Raw genomic sequence first — 14,405 nt, 5'->3', positions numbered from 1 at the left:
AACCACGCTTTTTAGCGTGGTTTTTTGATACCAAACAACTCGATTTGAACGAGTATAATAATCAAAATTGAAGAAGCTAATTACAGTTTTTCATTGGTCAATCACAACTACTACTACCACAACACAACGACCATTGTTTAATTAGAATTAAAAAAATTTATGATTCCACAAGTTTTTAAAGAGGTTATTGACCTTGGAGACGGTAGAACTATTTCTATCGAAACCGGAAAATTAGCAAAACAGGCACATGGATCTGTTGTTGTACAGTCAGGAAACTGTATGTTGTTATGTACATTAGTATCTAACTACAAACAAAGTGACGTTGACTTTTTACCGTTAACAGTAGATTACCGCGAAAAATTTGCTGCTGCTGGACGTTATCCAGGAGGTTTCTTTAAAAGAGAAGCAAGACCTAGTGATGGAGAAGTATTAACTATGCGTCTTGTTGACCGTGTTTTACGTCCATTATTTCCAAAAGATTATCATGCAGAAACACAAGTGATGATCCAATTAATGTCTCATGACGACAACGTTATGCCAGACGCTATGGCTGGATTAGCTGCATCTGCTGCTATCCAACTATCTGACGTACCATTTGAAACGCCTATCTCTGAAGCTAGAGTTGGACGTATTAATGGTGAGTTTATTATCAACCCAACACGTGCGCAGTTAGAAGAGTCTGATCTAGATATGATGATTGGTGCTTCTGCTGACTCTGTAATGATGGTTGAAGGTGAAATGTTAGAAATTTCTGAAGAAGAAATGGCTGAAGCAATTAAATTTGCACATGAAGCTATTAAAGTACAATGTGCTGCTCAAGTAAGATTAGCAGAAGCTTTTGGTAAAAAAGAAACACGTGAGTACGATGCAGAACGTTCTGATGACGATTTAGCAAAAAAGATTTACGACTTAGCATACGATAAAGTGTACGCTGTCGCTAAAGCTGGATCTTCTAAAAAAGAAAGAAGCAATGCTTTTTCTGAAATTAAAGAAGAAATCAAAGCAACATTTACTGAAGAAGAATTAGCAGATTATGGAGATTTAGTCTCTAAATATTATGCTAAAGCAGAAAAAGCTGCTATTAGAAATTTAACTTTAGATGAAGGATTACGTCTTGATGGTCGTAAGACTGACGAGATTAGACCAATCTGGTGTGAGGTAAACTATTTACCATCTACACATGGATCGTCTATCTTTACACGTGGAGAAACGCAAGCATTAGCTACAGTTACTTTAGGTACATCTAGAGAAGCAAATCAAATAGATATGGCCTCTTTTGAAGGAGAAGAGCGTTTTTATTTACATTACAATTTCCCTCCTTTTTCAACAGGAGAAGCTAGACCTTTAAGAGGAACTTCTAGACGTGAAGTTGGTCATGGTAATTTAGCACAACGTGCATTAAAAAACATGGTACCAGCAGACTGTCCTTATACAGTACGTGTTGTGTCTGAAGTATTAGAATCTAACGGATCATCATCTATGGCAACTGTATGTGCAGGAACTATGGCACTTATGGACGCTGGAGTTAAGCTTAAAAAACCAGTTTCTGGTATTGCAATGGGATTAATCTCTGACCAAGAAACAGGAAAATACGCTGTATTATCTGATATTTTAGGAGACGAGGATCACTTAGGTGATATGGACTTTAAAGTTACAGGTACTGCAGATGGTATTACTGCATGTCAAATGGATATTAAAGTAAAAGGTTTATCATATGAGATTTTAGTAAATGCACTAAAACAAGCTCGTGATGGACGTTTACATATCTTAGGTAAACTTACAGATACAATTGCTACACCAAATGAAGAAGTTAAGGAACATGCACCTACAATGGTGACAAGACGTGTACCGAACGCATTTATTGGTGCTTTAATTGGACCTGGAGGAAAAGTTATCCAAGAAATGCAAAAAGAAACTGAAACAACTATCGTAATAAACGAAGATCCTGTTACAGAAGAAGGTATTGTTGAAATTTTAGGTGTTGGTAAAAAAGGTATTGATGCTGTTATGGCAAAAATTGATGCTATATTATTTAAACCTGAAGTTGGTAAAGTATACCAAGTAAAAGTTATCAAAATGTTAGATTTTGGTGCTGTTGTTGAGTATATGGATGCACCAGGAAACGAAGTGTTATTACACGTAAGTGAATTAGCATGGGAACGTACTGAAAATGTTACTGATGTAGTAAACATGGGAGACGTTTTTGACGTTAAATATTTTGGTCTTGACCCAAGAACACGCAAAGAAAAAGTATCTAGAAAAGCAATCTTACCAAAACCAGAAGGTTATGTAGCTAGACCACCAAGAGAAAATAATGATCGTGGTGGACGTGATAACAGAGGTAGAGATAATCGTGGACGTGACAACAAACGTGACGACAGAAAACCTAGAGAAGATAAAAAAGAAGATTAATTCTTTTTAAACTTTAATAAAAAAAGCCCAAATAGATTTATTTCTATTTGGGCTTTTTTACGTTTTTAACTTAATCCTAAATTTTAACTATTTGACCAGTAAAAAAGTTTTCTTAAATAAATACTAAAAAACATCTAAACTAAATTTTGATGCGTAAATCTAATATTACACTAATTTAAAGACAAACAATTTTTATGGCTACAAAAACTACCAACACAATTAAAACTGTATCAAATAGAAAAAAAATAGTAAATAAAATCAACGGGTTTTTTCATAGTAAAGGCATCACTGGAAGTCCACAAAATAGATTAGTGTTAATTAGCACCTTTTTACTTATTATTTTAGGTGTCTATTTCTTTTATATATTCCATAACGATTTTGACGCATTTAATACGTCACAAATGAGCACTAAAATTGGGCTTACTTTTATATACGTGGCAACTACTTTATTTGCATACAAAGTTTTATTCTTTTTATACACAGCCTATAATTATTTTAAGTACAAACCAGTTGCATCTGTGACTGACCAAGAATTACCAACCTGTACTATTATAGTACCAGCTTATAATGAAGGTAAACAAGTTTGGGATACGCTTATGAGCTTGGATAAAAGCGACTACCCAAAAGATAAATTACAACTATTAGCAATAGATGATGGTAGCTTAGACGACACTTGGGATTGGATGGTTGATGCTAAAAAACAATTAGGAGACCGTTTAGAAATATATAAACAACCTAAAAACAAAGGTAAACGCCATGCTTTGTATCGTGGTTTTAACCTTGGTAAAGGAGATATTTTTGTAACCGTAGATAGCGACTCCATTGTTACTAAAGATACTTTAAGAAATTTAGTTAGTCCATTTGTAGGTAATGAAAAATGTGGAGCTGTAGCTGGAAACATTAGGGTGCTAAATAACAAATCAGAGATGCTTCCTAAAATGCTTGACGTAAGTTTTGTAATGAGTTTTGAATTTGTACGCTCTGCAGAAAGCAATTTAAACTCTGTTTTATGTACTCCAGGAGCATTAGCTGCATATAAAAGAACTGCTGTTTTTGAAGTCTTACCAGAATGGATTAATCAAACTTTTATGGGACAACCTTCAGATATTGGAGAAGACAGAGCTATGACTAATATGATTTTAAAACAAGGTGATCATGTTTTATTTCAAAGTAATGCTATTGCCTATACCAATGTACCTGAAGAGTATTTAGGACTATACAAAATGTTTATACGTTGGGGAAGAAGTAATGTTAGAGAAAATTTAGAAATGGCTAAATATGTATTCACTAACTTTAGAGAAGGAAATAAATTAGGAACTAGATTATTATTTTTTAGTCAATTTTCTAAACTAATAATGAGTTATCCTTTAATAATATTCATGTTGTTTTTTGTTATGGTACATCCATTGTTATTTTTTGGGTCTACTCTAGTAAGTATCTTAATATTATCGACGTTTTCTTTATTATTTTTTACTAAAAAATATAAAACTTATCAAGGGTTTTGGGCATACTCATATAGTATTTTATACACCTTTGGATTGTTTTGGATTACACCTTACGCAATTGCAACAGCAAATAGAAGAGGCTGGCTAACAAGAGGGTTAGTCGAAAAAAAATAGTTTTTTTTATATAAACACCCCTATTTTAAACGGGTTAATTGTTTCAGATTGGTACAAACATCAAAATTTGTCACCGACAGACTGTCACAATTAACCCGTTTCTTAATTTTATCAATTTAGATATTGCCACCTATTTACTTCTTAAATTTTCAATATCACAATTATCAATACAAATCTTTATAAAAATCTAAATTCTTTAAATCAAAATTTCGTTTTGGCACTGTCGCACAGTAATTGTGGCTATTATGATACTGACAGTTAATTTATTAATTAAAACAAATTATGAAAGTATTAGTAATAGGAGCCGGAAACATGGGTTTAACTTATTCTGAAGGAATGATAAATTCTTCATTATTAAATAAACACAAATTAAGAATTTTTGATACCGATCCTAAAAAAATTGAAACCTTAAGACAACAACCTAAATTTAATGTTTACACGTCCTTAACAGATTGCTTACCACAGGCAGACATTATTTTTTTAGCAGTAAAACCCTACCACTGTGACGATCTATTTACAGAAATGAAGCGCATGGTAAATAAAGAGCAAATTTTTGTATCTCTTATGGCAGGAGTTACTATAAACTCCATTCAAAAAGGCTTAGGTATAAAAAAAGTGATCAGAACCATGCCTAATCTACCAGCTAAGGTTGGTAAAGGTGTGACCTCGTACACTGGTGACGCATCTGTTTCTAAAGTAGAGCTTTTAATGATAAGACATTTATTAGATACCACAGGAACATCGATTGAAGTTAGTAGCGAAAACTTTATAGATGCTTCAACCGGAATTTCCGGAAGTGGTCCAGCTTATGTGTTTTATTTTATGCAGTCCATGTTAGAAGCTGCTTTAAAAATGGGCTTTTCGGATTATGACTCTAAAGTTTTAGTAAGTAACACCTTTGAAGGTGCTATAGAATTATTTAGTCAAAACGATATATCTCCAGAAAAATGGATTGACAAAGTAGCCTCTAAAGGAGGGACTACTCAAGCTGCAATTAATAGTATGGAAGATAATAATGTAAAACAACTTATCCAAGATGCTGCTTACGCTGCGTTTGATAGAGCTGTTGAATTAGGAAAAGAAAAATAATAATGGAAGATAATATAAAGCGCGTAGTAGTTAAAGTAGGTACCAACGTGCTAACAAATAAAGACAACAGAATATTAGGACCTGTATTAAGAGAACTAGTTAGGCAAATTGCAGTATTGTACGAACGTGGTATTAAGGTCGTATTAGTTTCTTCTGGATCTGCAATTGCCGGAAAAGAAATTTTAGGAAACACGCAAATTGAAGACTCGTCAATACGACGCCAAGTTTACTCATCTGTTGGCCAACCCAGAATGATGAGACATTATTATAGCATTTTTCATGATTACGGTATGCGTTGCGCTCAAGTTTTAGCCACAAAACGTGATTTTGACTTAGGAAAATACAGAGAGAATATGATTAACTGTTACGAAGGTTTGTTGTCTGAGGGCATTACACCTATTGCAAATGAAGATGATGCTGTATCCTTAACCATGTCTATGTTTACTGATAATGACGAGCTGGCTAGCTTGGTTGCAGAATTAATTGATGCAGATAGATTAATTATTTTGTCAGATACTGATGGATTATATACAGGTCATCCTGACCATAAAGACTCGGTTAAATTACATGAAGTTAAAACTAACCAGAATGTAGAAAAATACGTGTGTGCTTCTGGTAAAAAAGAAGGAGAAGGTCGTGGTGGAATGGCTTCAAAATTAAAAATAGCAAAAGTCACAGCACGTAAAAACATACCAACATATATTGCTAATGGTAAACGCGAAAATGTAATGGTAGATATTATAGATAATAAACAAATTGGTACAAAGTTTATTTGTGCCTAACTAAAAATTTAAATTAATGAAACTATTAAATACAGATATAAAAAATAATGTTCTAAAATCAATGATACAGATTTTAGACCATGAAAGAGAACATATTATTGCTGCCAATAAAAAAGACTTAGACGCTTTTAACAAAGACGATCAAGCATTGTTTGACCGCCTGATTGTAAACAATAAAAAGGTAAATGAAATGATTGAGGCTGTTAAAGCAGTATTAAGTCAAGATGATCCTGTTGGTCAAGAGCTATCAAATTTAACGCTTAAAAATCAACTTAATGTTGTTAACACAACTGCTCCTTTTGGTACAATATTAATTATTTACGAATCTAGACCAGATGTCACCATTGAAGCTGCAGTGTTAGCTTTTAAAGCCAACAACAAAATTTTATTAAAAGGTGGTAAAGAAGCGTTAAACAGTAACCTTATTTTAGAAAAATGTTGGCATCAAGCGTTAGAAGACAACGGACTATCTAAAGATTGGATTAAACTTTTACATTTAAAAAGAGAAGAAACACAAGCCTTTTTAAAAAACCCAACAGAACCATTGGATTTAATAGTCCCGAGAGGTGGAGAGCGTTTAATTAATTTTGTAAAAACACATGCTACCTGTGCTGTATTAGTTAGTGGTAGAGGTAACAACTTTTTATATGTTTCAGAACAAGCCGATTGGAGTAAAGCGGTTGGTGTAATTGTAAATGCAAAAACAGATAAAATTTCTGGTTGCAATGCTTTAGACAAGGTATTAATTAATAAAAACATCCCAGAATACCAATTAAAACTTAAAATGCTACAACAAAAGCTGGAGCAACATAATGTCACTATACTATCTGATAATAGCGTTGCTAAACTTTTAGATTCTACTGAAAAAATAACAGAAGATGCAATTTGGAAAGAAGAGTTTTTAGCCTTAAAGCTACTTATAGGTGAAGTTAGCACATTAGACGAAGCTATAGATATGATTAATACACACTCTGGTAAACATTCTGCTGCTATTATAACCGAAAACACTACTGAAGCACTACATTTTATGAATCATATTGATAGTGCTGCTGTATACCACAATGCCTCTACTAGATTTACAGATGGAGGACAAATGGGAGTTGGTGCAGAGTTAGCCATAAGCACAGACAAATTACACCACAGAGGACCTTTGGGACTAAAACAATTAGTAACAAATAAATACTATGTATTTGGTGATGGCCAAGTTAGAGTTTAAAAAAACTATTTAAAAAATCCGATGATACATTCATCGGATTTTTTTATAATGTCAAACTAAAAACTGTATAATATTTTAGGTGTTATATACACAGATCCCACATTTTCCTGAACTGCACCTTCAATTTTATAAGGTGCATAATTTAAACCTAGACCAAAGGTTAACTCTTCATTATTTCTAAATTTTTTGACGTAATCTAAAGTTGGCGAAATTAAAAATGCAGTAATAACTTCGTACTTTTCTTCTGTATCATTGTCTCCTGTATAAAAGGGATTTCTTGCATCTGTTTTAATAATTGAAGCACCAATACCAAAGCTAACATGTAATTGCGAATTAACATTTTGACTCAAGTTTTTTTTAAACCTCAACATAGGATTAAACATAAAAGCAGCTTTAGCCTGAATAGTATCCAAAGCTCTAACATACTTAAAAGACTGTTTTTGATCCGGAACGACAAATTGCAAAGCTAATTCTAAAGACTTTTTATTAGTAACTGGAAAGTCCAAACTTAGCTCGATTAATGGAGAGACTCCAAAATAATTTTTCAGTTTACCTTGAGGCAACATAACACCTCCTCCAATTTTAAACGTCACTTTTTTAAAGTAGTCGTCCATATAACTATGATATTGATTACTATTGGTCACGTAGATAGTATCCTTTTGCGCTATACATAGCTGTAAACCTCCAAAAAATATAATAGTAATTAATAAATTTTTCATGATTATAGTTTTAAAATTTGATTCAAAATTATTGTTATAATCACATAAAATTTTTGCTAATCCGCCAATAGTAAAAGTAATTTTTGCGATTTTCGCAAATTATTAGTAAATTACTACATGTTTCAAACTTCATTTTTAGCTTATTTAAAAGCACAACTGCCAAATAATACTTCTGTAATAGATGCTGTTGCAACTGCGTTAGATATTAGTTATGATGCTGCACATAGACGTGTTAGCTTAAAAAGTAAATTATCTTTAGATGAAAGTGTTGCATTGGCTAAATACTACAATGTGTCATTAGACAGGTTATTTGAAACGACTGCTAATGAATTTGTAACCATTGAAAAAACGAAGCAAATAGAGAATGAAACAGAATTGCAACACTATTTTGAAGATTCTTATCAGTCTTTATTACCCTTATTAAAGCAAAAGGACAGCACCATATTATATTCGGCTAAGGATATACCGTTATTTTACAATTTAAATGGCGATGCTTTAAGCCAGTTTAAATATTATGTTTGGCTTAAGTTACTAAACCCTAAATTAGCCAGTAAAAGTTTTGATAATTTTGCTCCAAGCCCATCTTTAATTGAAGCCGGAAAGCGACTAGGTAGTTTGTATAGTACCTTAAACACGCAGGAAGTTTGGGACATTACAACTATTAATAGTACTTTAAAACAAATACATTTTTACTTTCAGGCTGGACAAGTAAGCTCTAAATCTGCATTACAGTTATGTGATTTATTAAAACAATTAATCACATCTATTTTTAATAAATTAACGTCGGAAGACCATCCTTTTTTACTGTATTATAATGAGTTACATTTAATGAATAACAATGTTCTGGTTAGTACGCCTAATAACCAAATGTTATATGTGCCTTTTACTTTGCTATCTTATTATAAAACTGAGGACAGGCACACGTGTGAGGAAGCTGAACGCTTTTTAAAAAAGCAGTTACAGAATAGTAAATTATTAAATACTGCTGGAGAAAAAGAACGTAATCGTTTTTTTAATAAACTGTATAGTAAAATTGACGCTTTAAAGCAACTTATTGCTGCCACACAGCTATTAGATTTTGAGTAAGTCGCAACCGTAAGCGCGTTAAGGATGGAAGTGGCATCCTTTTTTGTTTTTTTTCAAAAAAGATATAACGTACAGCCTGACGCATTTAAGCTTACAAAAAGGCTTAAATGGGTAACGCTAAAAAAATAATTACTAATTTTTGTAACAAAAAGTGGATTGTATACGTATAACTATTGATAGCAAAATATTCACAAAAAAAATAATCACACTTTTTTAGATGAGACAACTTAAAATTACCAAGCAGGTTACTAACCGTGAGACCGCATCGTTAGATAAATATCTACAAGAAATTGGAAAAGTTGACTTAATTACCGCAGATGAAGAGGTAGAATTAGCACAACGTATCAAGGCTGGAGACCAGGTTGCACTTGAAAAATTGACTAAAGCTAATTTACGTTTCGTAGTATCGGTAGCTAAGCAATATCAAAACCAAGGGTTAACGCTTCCGGATTTAATAAATGAAGGTAACTTGGGATTAATTAAAGCTGCACAACGTTTTGATGAAACGCGTGGATTTAAATTTATCTCGTATGCTGTTTGGTGGATTAGACAATCTATTTTACAAGCTTTAGCAGAACAATCTAGAATTGTGCGTTTACCGCTTAATAAGATTGGATCTATTAATAAAATAAATAAAACTTTTGCTTTCTTGGAACAAGCGCATGAGCGTCCACCAAGTCCAGAAGAAATTGCTAAGGAATTAGACATGACTATTAACGATGTTAAGGAGTCTATGAAAAATTCTGGTCGTCACGTTAGTATGGATGCACCTTTAGTTGAAGGTGAAGACTCTAACTTATATGATGTATTAAATTCTGGTGAGTCACCAAATCCAGATCGTGAATTATTACACGAATCTTTACGTACTGAAATTGAGCGTGCTTTAGAAACACTAACGCCTCGTGAAGCTGATGTTATTAGATTATACTTTGGTTTAGGTAACCAACACCCAATGACGTTAGAAGAAATTGGTGAGACTTTTGACCTTACTAGAGAGCGTGTAAGACAAATTAAAGAAAAAGCTATACGTAGATTAAAACATACGTCTAGAAGTAAAATATTAAAAACTTACTTAGGATAACACCTAAGTTGCGGTAACAAACAGTTATTCATAACTGTTCGTTTTTTGATTGATGAAAGAACCCGAAGCTGATTACTTCGGGTTCACTCATTTAAAATACTACTGTATTATTATTTAAAATTTATTATTATATTTATTTATGTTAAAAACCATTTGCTATAAAAGCCAAGCTAATGCTAACCTAAACTTACTAGAGTTTGAGGCACTTTTTAATCAAACTCAGTTAAAAAACAATAGCCATAACATTACAGGTGTTTTAGTTAAAAGAGATGATGTGTTTTTTCAGATACTTGAAGGTAATCCTATAATAATTGACACAGTTTACGAAGAGATTAAAAAGGATCGTAGACACTTTAATATATTAGAACTTTTAAATAAATCCATATCGCAATTAAGTTTTAAGTCCTTTGATATTGGCTATGCTGTAATTAAGGATACTGATACACTTTATGGATTACAAAAATTTGTTAGCGATTTACAACAAAACAATATTGAAAATAGTCCACTGTTTTTGCAAATTATTGAAGAGCTACTAAGCGAGCACTAATAAAAAATGTTAGCTTTGTGCAAACAACACAAAACTAAAATAAATGTCTTCTAAATTAATTGCTCCTTCAATGCTTGCTGCCGATTTTGGCAACTTACAACGCGATACTGAAATGGTTAACAACAGTGATGCCGATTGGTTCCATATAGATGTTATGGATGGCCATTTTGTACCAAACATATCTTATGGAATGCCAGTTATTGCTGCCATTAAAAAACATGCCACTAAACCATTAGATGTGCATTTAATGATTGAAAAACCAGAACGTTATATTGAGGAGTTTGCAAAAGTAGGTGCAGATATTATTACTGTACACCACGAGTCTACTGTACATTTACATCGTACATTAAGACAAATTAAAGATGCTGGCTGTAAAGCTGGTGTTGTCCTTAATATTACAACTCCTGTATCTGTTTTAGAAGATATACTTCCAGAATGCTACATGGTTTTACTTATGTCCATTAATCCTGGTTTTGGTGGTCAGAAGTTTGAAGACGTTACTTACCAACGTGTAAAAAAACTTAGAAAAATGATAGACGAGCAAGGTCTTGATACCAAAATAGAAATTGATGGTGGTGTAACAGATAAAAACATTGAAAAACTAGTTGAAGCTGGTGCAGATGTTTTTGTTGCTGGTAGTCACGTTTTTAAAAGCGAAAACCAAAAAGACGCTATAAAAAACCTGAAAGCATTAGCTAACGGTTAATAGATATAAAAAAAAGGCTCCATATTATGGAGCCTTTTTAATTACTTAATTATTTATTATTAACCCTAAAACTGATTAATTAAGTAATTAATTAAATCTGTAGTAGTAACAATCCCAACCAAAACATTGTTATCTACCACAGGTAATGCATGAAATTCTTTTTTAGACAATAATTCTGCTACCTCCTTTATTGTCGTATTACTAGACACACTTATTAAATTTTTAGCCATAACCTGCTGTATTGTAAACATATTATATACAACTGTGTCTACATTACTATCCTGATCATCTGTTGCATCTGCATAACTAATTCTAAGTAAATCTGTATAACTTAACATTCCAATTATAGCATCTCCACTAACCACAGGAATATGTCTAATGCTATGAAGCTTAAATAAATTTTCTGCTTTATCTAAATCGTCAGTTGTATTTAAGGTAATGACATTTTTAGTCATTATGTCTGATACTGGAGTTCTTTTTTTCATGTTATTGGCTTTTAAATTATAGTAATAAAGTTACCTTTTATATACTTAAAAAAACATGACAAAAGTCAGTAAAAACCTATTTAATAGCCTTTAAAATTAAAGTTAAGCATTTGCCTAACCTTTTTATAAAGCTCCGGAAATTGTGCTTTAAAATCTTGAGGAGTTTCGATAAAAGACTCGACAACAACAGCGATAAACTCAAAGTTGTTTTCAAAAGCATATGCCCTAAAATAATTTGAATTTACTAGTTTACTTTTATAAACTGGATTGTCATTAATATAACTTTGCAACTCCTTTAAACCTGTTAAAAATAGATATGCAGTTACATCATTTTGAAATTCGGTTTGCAAATAGCTTAAGTGTAGAGCGTGTATAAATTCGTGTATACCTAAATTAAGATTATCATCTTCAATTTTATAACCAATCATAAAATCTTCCCAAGATAATATCACAGCTCTGTAAGCAGGATTAAAATGACCTTTATGGTAGGTCTTATCTAAGCTAGAGTAAAAAGTAGTGGGATAAATTAATATTTTGTCTACTAATCCAATTTTATAATCTCTGTATCCAAAGGTTAGCATTACTGCTGTTGCAGAAACTAAAACACGATGTGTATCATTAATTTCTAAATGCTCTTTACCAACAAACTCGGTATTATTTAAAAATTTATGAAGCCGATGCCTAAAGTAGCCTTGCTCTTTTAAATTAAGTCTTTTATAAAACTTGAAATTACTTTCTAGTATTTGTCTTTGTCCTGGAGTTAAGTCATTTAATTTAAGGTAAAAATGACGGAATAATGGTTTTCTAGCGATATAGTCAATATAAATACTTTCTACCAATTTAAATAACCAAATAAAGCCAGCTATTACCAAAAAGCATACTAACAACACAGATATTACACCTAAGACATATTTGTACACCAATGGGTTTTCATCTAATTCTGCCTTAGCTTGTAATAACATTAATTATTGTCCGGTTTTAAAATGTGTATTAATTAAATATAAATTAAAAATAAAGAAAGTGATTTTTATATATCACATATACTTAAATTAAGATTATTTTTATTGATAATAAAAAAACCAAATCACTACTTCAGAAAACTTGAAACAGCGTTTGGTTTTAATTAAAATTGTGACCTCGATGGGACAAAGTTCAAACTTTTTGAACGAGGACATTAGTCTAATTATTTCATCTTCAATCCAATCCAATTTACAGTCACTTTTATAATTATCATTAAGAAACTCTATGACTAAACAAAATCAGAAGAAAATTCATTCAATCACAAAGAACTTAAATATTAAAAACAATAAATTCTCTCATTCTGAAATAGACGCTATGAATATTATTAAGCATCCAATAACCAAAGTGTTAATTGGTGGGATAGTAATTTATGGACTTCTAATATCTTCGACTTACTTTGTTAATGGTTATGCAAATTTTATCAAAGCAACTCGAAACCTGAAAAATGCCAAGAATGGTTAATTAAATAATTATAACTGATCATTAATTAATGGATCAATTGAATCAGCTTTGCTAGAAGCCCATTGAATCCACTTTTTCTTGCCTTCGTTCAATTCGTTATTCTGCTCGGCTTTTTTTTTGGTTGCTTGAATGTAGTTTCTAAGGATAGTGGCTTTATGCCACTTTTCACTATCGACAAGGAGCTCTTCAAACCGTTCGTTCTCTAGCTGAATGATTTTAAGTTTTTCTTGCTCTTTTTCACGTTCTATATTTCTTATAAGCTCTTCCTCTGCTTGGCGCTTTCTAAGATCATGCCAATATTGACAATCTTGCTCAATCCATACTAAGATATTTGGAATGTAATCTTCAAGATTTTTCTTCTTGCCATCAATCCAATTCTTTTGACTAAAAGATGGACCGGCTTGAAATTCTAGTTTATCAGATTTTACCCATTGATCTCCACCGTATCCACTTTCATCTTTTTCTCTGATTCGGTTAATCTTCTGCCTTAGGTTTATTTCTGTCTGCTGACCGAACATTTCTACGGAGCAGGTAGTCTTATTTCTAAAACTAACAGAGTGCCCTTTATCGTAGATATTCGTAATAATCGTATTCATTATCCTAAGAGCTCGATTTCTCAATTTCTTATCTGTATGGATAGGTAATGTATTCTCGAAATGATTGCGACGTTCGTAATAATCTGTTTCAAGGATCTTATCATAAGCTTCAAGACTTTTTTTGGTCTTAATTATTAATGGATGTGCATTCTTTAGCGTGGTAGGAACTGTAAGTTTGTAACTCTTATCATTTTTAACTTCATAAACTCTCTTTAGAAATGGCGACTTAAAAAATGGAATATCATCATCTCCAACATTTCTTTTCAATAATTGGTATTCGTCTATAGTTTGTTTATTACTCTCTGGTAGTTCTGTAACAACAGTAGGCTTATTATGCTTAATCTTTGACCAATAGCCTTGAAGTGGCAGCGGTACATCGTAATATCTGCATAACTTTCTCAAATCATTTGTTGATATCCGATATTCCTGAGATATGGTTGTTGTCGATTTAGACCAAACTAATTCGTACAGACTTTCTCTTGTCATAGATTATTTTTTATTAGAAGCTTTCGCGAAAGCGTACGAATCATGAAATGGTTTTTTTTAACCTTTTCAAATATTATTTTTCTGGATTTAAGGATCGAG

At 32.1% G+C, this 14,405-nt stretch carries 13 protein-coding genes; 9 read left to right on the top strand and 4 right to left on the bottom strand.

Annotated features, from left to right (window positions below):
- Nucleotides 1–159: 159 nt before the first annotated feature.
- The 5 genes from B2989_RS07995 to B2989_RS07975 all read left to right on the top strand — a co-directional run bounded on the left by B2989_RS07995 (nt 160) and on the right by B2989_RS07975 (nt 7,118).
- Entirely contained in the window at nt 160–2,412 is a 2,253-nt protein-coding gene (locus tag B2989_RS07995) for a polyribonucleotide nucleotidyltransferase (protein WP_292946983.1), read from the top strand.
- Between the two features lie 194 nt (nt 2,413–2,606).
- Nucleotides 2,607–4,031: a glycosyltransferase gene (locus tag B2989_RS07990; RefSeq protein WP_292946980.1), complete on the top strand. Its 1,425-nt coding sequence runs from the start codon at nt 2,607–2,609 to the stop codon at nt 4,029–4,031.
- 282 nt (nt 4,032–4,313) lie between these two features.
- Nucleotides 4,314–5,120 carry a pyrroline-5-carboxylate reductase gene (gene proC / locus B2989_RS07985; protein ID WP_292946977.1) on the top strand — a complete coding sequence of 269 codons (807 nt, stop codon included), beginning with the start codon at nt 4,314–4,316 and terminating at the stop codon, nt 5,118–5,120.
- Nucleotides 5,121–5,122: 2 nt separating this feature from the next.
- The gene (gene proB / locus B2989_RS07980) at nt 5,123–5,902 is read left to right on the top strand and encodes a glutamate 5-kinase (RefSeq protein ID WP_292946974.1); all 780 of its coding nucleotides are present in this window, start codon (nt 5,123–5,125) and stop codon (nt 5,900–5,902) included.
- 16 nt (nt 5,903–5,918) lie between these two features.
- Complete coding sequence (locus B2989_RS07975; protein WP_292946972.1) at nt 5,919–7,118, top strand: glutamate-5-semialdehyde dehydrogenase; 1,200 nt, start codon at nt 5,919–5,921, stop codon at nt 7,116–7,118.
- Nucleotides 7,119–7,174: 56 nt separating this feature from the next.
- On the opposite strand, the gene B2989_RS07970 is transcribed toward B2989_RS07975, so the two are convergent.
- Nucleotides 7,175–7,837, bottom strand: coding sequence for a hypothetical protein (locus B2989_RS07970; RefSeq protein WP_292946969.1), 663 nt, complete (start codon nt 7,835–7,837; stop codon nt 7,175–7,177).
- 117 nt (nt 7,838–7,954) lie between these two features.
- Between B2989_RS07970 and B2989_RS07965 the strand changes: the two genes are divergently transcribed.
- From B2989_RS07965 to rpe, 4 genes are all read left to right on the top strand, one after another.
- The gene (locus tag B2989_RS07965; RefSeq protein WP_292946966.1) at nt 7,955–8,923 is read left to right on the top strand and encodes a hypothetical protein; all 969 of its coding nucleotides are present in this window, start codon (nt 7,955–7,957) and stop codon (nt 8,921–8,923) included.
- A 217-nt stretch (nt 8,924–9,140) separates the two neighbouring features.
- Entirely contained in the window at nt 9,141–10,004 is an 864-nt protein-coding gene (locus B2989_RS07960; RefSeq protein WP_028284293.1) for a sigma-70 family RNA polymerase sigma factor, read from the top strand.
- A gap of 139 nt (nt 10,005–10,143) precedes the next feature.
- The gene (locus B2989_RS07955; RefSeq protein WP_145006133.1) at nt 10,144–10,551 is read left to right on the top strand and encodes a BLUF domain-containing protein; all 408 of its coding nucleotides are present in this window, start codon (nt 10,144–10,146) and stop codon (nt 10,549–10,551) included.
- A gap of 43 nt (nt 10,552–10,594) precedes the next feature.
- A complete protein-coding gene (gene rpe / locus B2989_RS07950) occupies nt 10,595–11,257 on the top strand; it encodes a ribulose-phosphate 3-epimerase (protein ID WP_099568010.1) in 663 nt (220 codons plus the stop codon).
- A gap of 65 nt (nt 11,258–11,322) precedes the next feature.
- Here rpe and B2989_RS07945 read toward each other — a convergent pair whose 3' ends face one another.
- The 3 genes from B2989_RS07945 to B2989_RS07935 form a co-directional block, all read right to left on the bottom strand.
- Nucleotides 11,323–11,742 (bottom strand): CBS domain-containing protein, encoded by a 420-nt coding sequence (locus tag B2989_RS07945; RefSeq protein WP_292946959.1) that lies wholly within the window; start codon nt 11,740–11,742, stop codon nt 11,323–11,325.
- A gap of 80 nt (nt 11,743–11,822) precedes the next feature.
- Nucleotides 11,823–12,704: a zinc-dependent peptidase gene (locus tag B2989_RS07940; RefSeq protein ID WP_292946957.1), complete on the bottom strand. Its 882-nt coding sequence runs from the start codon at nt 12,702–12,704 to the stop codon at nt 11,823–11,825.
- Nucleotides 12,705–13,232: 528 nt separating this feature from the next.
- Nucleotides 13,233–14,306, bottom strand: coding sequence for a hypothetical protein (locus B2989_RS07935; RefSeq protein WP_292946955.1), 1,074 nt, complete (start codon nt 14,304–14,306; stop codon nt 13,233–13,235).
- Nucleotides 14,307–14,405 lie beyond the last annotated feature (99 nt).

Origin of the sequence: Olleya sp. UBA1516, assembly GCF_002323495.1 — a bacterium.
Taxonomy (GTDB): Bacteria; Bacteroidota; Bacteroidia; order Flavobacteriales; family Flavobacteriaceae; genus Olleya.
This window is presented reverse-complemented; position numbering and strand designations above follow the sequence as displayed.

Bases quoted from the DNA above. Each gene is read 5' to 3' on its own strand.
- B2989_RS07995 (WP_292946983.1), top strand. From the start codon at position 160: ATGATTCCACAAGTTTTTAAAGAGGTTATTGACCTTGGAGACGGTAGA.
- B2989_RS07990 (WP_292946980.1), top strand. From the start codon at position 2,607: ATGGCTACAAAAACTACCAACACAATTAAAACTGTATCAAATAGAAAA.
- proC (WP_292946977.1), top strand. From the start codon at position 4,314: ATGAAAGTATTAGTAATAGGAGCCGGAAACATGGGTTTAACTTATTCT.
- proB (WP_292946974.1), top strand. From the start codon at position 5,123: ATGGAAGATAATATAAAGCGCGTAGTAGTTAAAGTAGGTACCAACGTG.
- B2989_RS07975 (WP_292946972.1), top strand. From the start codon at position 5,919: ATGAAACTATTAAATACAGATATAAAAAATAATGTTCTAAAATCAATG.
- B2989_RS07970 (WP_292946969.1), bottom strand. From the start codon at position 7,837: ATGAAAAATTTATTAATTACTATTATATTTTTTGGAGGTTTACAGCTA.
- B2989_RS07965 (WP_292946966.1), top strand. From the start codon at position 7,955: ATGTTTCAAACTTCATTTTTAGCTTATTTAAAAGCACAACTGCCAAAT.
- B2989_RS07960 (WP_028284293.1), top strand. From the start codon at position 9,141: ATGAGACAACTTAAAATTACCAAGCAGGTTACTAACCGTGAGACCGCA.
- B2989_RS07955 (WP_145006133.1), top strand. From the start codon at position 10,144: ATGTTAAAAACCATTTGCTATAAAAGCCAAGCTAATGCTAACCTAAAC.
- rpe (WP_099568010.1), top strand. From the start codon at position 10,595: ATGTCTTCTAAATTAATTGCTCCTTCAATGCTTGCTGCCGATTTTGGC.
- B2989_RS07945 (WP_292946959.1), bottom strand. From the start codon at position 11,742: ATGAAAAAAAGAACTCCAGTATCAGACATAATGACTAAAAATGTCATT.
- B2989_RS07940 (WP_292946957.1), bottom strand. From the start codon at position 12,704: ATGTTATTACAAGCTAAGGCAGAATTAGATGAAAACCCATTGGTGTAC.
- B2989_RS07935 (WP_292946955.1), bottom strand. From the start codon at position 14,306: ATGACAAGAGAAAGTCTGTACGAATTAGTTTGGTCTAAATCGACAACA.